Raw genomic sequence first — 3097 nt, forward strand, 5'->3', positions numbered from 1 at the left:
CGAGAACCGAATACTTACCCAACTGCGTAAGCAAAAAGCAGTTGCAGGTATGATAGAAAAGTTTGACAAAGGTATTTGGGTTACTAAACCACCACAGGGATATGATATTGTGAAGATTAACGGCCAACGAAAAATTGTTGTAAATGAGGTGGGTAAAAAGATCAGAAAAGCATTTATCTGGAAGGCTGAGGGAATGAAGAATGAGGAAATTATCTCTAAGTTGAAAGCTATGGGTGTGAAAATGTATAAACAGCAGTTAACTAAGATATTTAAACGTCCTTTCTATTGTGGTATGATTAACCACGGGTTATTAGAAGGTAAAATTGTCCATGGCGACCATGAAAAGATGATAAGTCCTGAAATCTTTTTAAAGGTCAATAACATTCATCAGGGTTCTGGGGGATACGGAGTACCACATAAAAAAGAGCAAGACGCTGTTCCTCTTAAAATCTTTATTAAATGTGATACCTGTAAGCAGCCATTTACAGGGTATGTGGTTAAAGCAAAAGCAATTTGGTATTACAAGTGCCGGAAAGATGGTTGTAAATGCAATAAAAGCGCAAAAAGTATGCACGAACTATTTGAGCAGCTATTAAGTCAATTTTGTTTTAATGATAGCCAAATAGAATCTCTTAAAAATGTACTTATTGAGGAGTATTATGAAATGAACAAGGAAAACTTAGAACTTCAAAAAATCTTAACGGCCCAATTACAGGAGATCGATAAAAAGATCGATAGCTTGGAGGAAAGCAGGTATGTTCTAAAAGAAATAGGGCAGGAAACGTTTAATAAATTTTATTCCCGATATAGTGAGGAGCGGAATCTTATTTCTACCAAACTGGAAGAATGCACAGGAAGTATTTCGAACCCTGAAGAAGCTATAAATCAAGCCTTGTCACTTTCTTCTAATCTCCCTATGGTATGGCGTTCCAGTGATACAGGGGCAAAAGAAAAGCTGCAAACCCTCGTATTTCCCAACGGAATCTTCTATAACCGGGAAAATGAGGCACTTCGAACTCCCAAAGTGAATTATATTTTTATCCGTATTGCCCGCCTGTCGGGCAATACAGGTGCTAATGAAAAAGGGACCGATTATCTTTTCGATAATCAGTCCCTCTTAGCGGACCAGACGGGACTCGAACCCGCGACCTCCGCCGTGACAGGGCGGCATTCTAACCAACTGAACTACTGATCCGTTTTTGTTCGTTCGGGACGCGAATGTACATAAATCATTTGAATTACCAAATTTCTTTAACTTTATTATCATCATTTTTTTCCCAGACATACAAATTCCGCCCCATCTGCAACCCTACATTTCACGTGTATGGTATGCCGGAGGAACCGCTGAAAATACCTTCCCCATCTTCGCTGATGGTCGAACCGGCATCATTTTCCAGCAGTCCGGAATGATCCTGGGAGTAGAAGAAATAACACTACCTCATTGTTTTCTGATTATACTGACAAGGATAGGATGATCAGTATACCTCTTAAGAAAAAACTCATCATCTCAGACAATGGATTACCCCGGTTTCCGGATGGCACAGTCTTATTCAAAACCTTCTTACAGGCTAGGCTGGTATAAAAATCGAGACAAGGGTATTGTTAAAAACTACTGTTGCCTGGGAAACCGGCACCTATATATTGGATGATGCCCAACACAGGAGACCTTCCTGAGCATAGGAGGAGAAAAACGGTCCAATGGATAAGTAGTCTGGTCTCATTTATTTTAAGCCTGATAAGCTGCTCGTCTTCTCTTCAGCATAGCTCTTAATGGCGTATCTACATACTTTAATATCAGATAAACCATTATTGTCAACACGGCTGTTCCCACTACAATGATCCATGTTATTTCAACAAGACTTGGTTTATACTTTTCAACATAACTCATAAACAGCCAGATGAAAGGATATTGGATCATGTAAATGGGATAAGAAATATCTCCCGGGAGATTACACTTTATCTTAAAAGTTACAAGTGTTCGAATCCACCTAAAGATTGATCTACGGCAGTTGTGAGTGATTTTCTGTTGGCAATTTCTAATTAATATTCTCCTGGTATATTATTTACAAGCCCTCAAATCCCCCAAAAACGCCTCCACAGCCGCTGCCTGCGTACTCCAACTAGTCACAAGCCGAACAGCAGCCCGCTCTTCATCTATCGGTTGCCATACATAAAACGCATACTTTTCCTGTAATGTATGAATCACCCTCACCGGCAGTATAGGAAATATCTGATTCGTCTTTGATTCAATCAAAAAATCATACCCTGCCTTCCTGATACCATCTGATAACCTCCGCGCCATTTCATTCATATAAGCTCCTATCGACAAATAAGTATCATCTTTAAAAAGCTCCATGAACTGAATGCCTAACAATCTTCCTTTCGCCAGCAGTGCACCCCTCATTTTCAAATTATACGCAAAATATTCCTGCAAAGATGGATTGTTAATAACAATCGCCTCCCCAATCAACGCACCATTCTTCGTACCTCCAATATAAAATGCATCGGTATACTTTCCCAGATCTTGATAACTGATATCCCCTGCCATCATCCCCGAAGCCAAACGGGCCCCATCCAGGTAAAGCAGCAAACCTTTACGCTTACAATACTCCCAAAGCGCGATCAGTTCTGCCCTGAGATAATGTGTACCCAACTCTGTAGAATTCGAAATATATACCAGCCGTGGAAGTGGCATATGCACCGCCTCCACTTTATCAATAAAAGAAGCGACAAGCGCCGGTGTGAGTTTACCATCTTTGGCAATTACCGTTTCTATCTTATGCCCGGTTGCTTCAATAGCACCTGTTTCATGATGAAAGATATGTCCGGTGGTAGCAGCAATGACAGATTCATAAGGCCGTAATACAGAAGAAATAAAAGTAAGATTGGCTTGTGTACCGCCAGATACCAGGTATATTGCGGCATGAGGGTTATTAATTTTCCTCTTAATGAGATCAATGGCCTGTTGTGAATAATCATCCTCTCCATAACCTCCCTGTTGAATATCATTGGTAGCTGCTAATGCCTGTAAAATAGCAGGAAGCGCTCCCTCGCTATAGTCGTTTTTGAAACTTATCATATTGAAGTTGTTTATACT

2 protein-coding genes, 1 tRNA gene and 1 pseudogene are annotated in these 3097 nt (G+C 40.3%); 1 reads left to right on the forward strand and 3 read right to left on the reverse strand.

The window, feature by feature from the left end; translation table 11 throughout:
• Positions 1-49: 49 nt before the first annotated feature.
• Positions 50-373 (forward strand): annotated as a pseudogene (locus BW716_RS39340) (recombinase family protein); the annotation flags it as partial.
• Positions 374-1121: 748 nt separating this feature from the next.
• Here the strand turns inward: BW716_RS39340 and BW716_RS34695 are convergent.
• From BW716_RS34695 to BW716_RS34710, 3 genes are all read right to left on the reverse strand, one after another.
• Positions 1122-1195 (reverse strand) — tRNA-Asp (locus tag BW716_RS34695).
• A gap of 531 nt (positions 1196-1726) precedes the next feature.
• Entirely contained in the window at positions 1727-1918 is a 192-nt protein-coding gene (locus tag BW716_RS34705; protein WP_083730625.1) for a hypothetical protein, read from the reverse strand.
• Positions 1919-2059: 141 nt separating this feature from the next.
• Positions 2060-3097, reverse strand: a 1038-nt coding sequence (locus BW716_RS34710) for a low specificity L-threonine aldolase (protein WP_235644023.1), incomplete at its 5' end; no start/stop codon positions are given.

The organism is [Flexibacter] sp. ATCC 35208, assembly GCF_001975825.1.
GTDB lineage: Bacteria > Bacteroidota > Bacteroidia > Chitinophagales > Chitinophagaceae > Chitinophaga.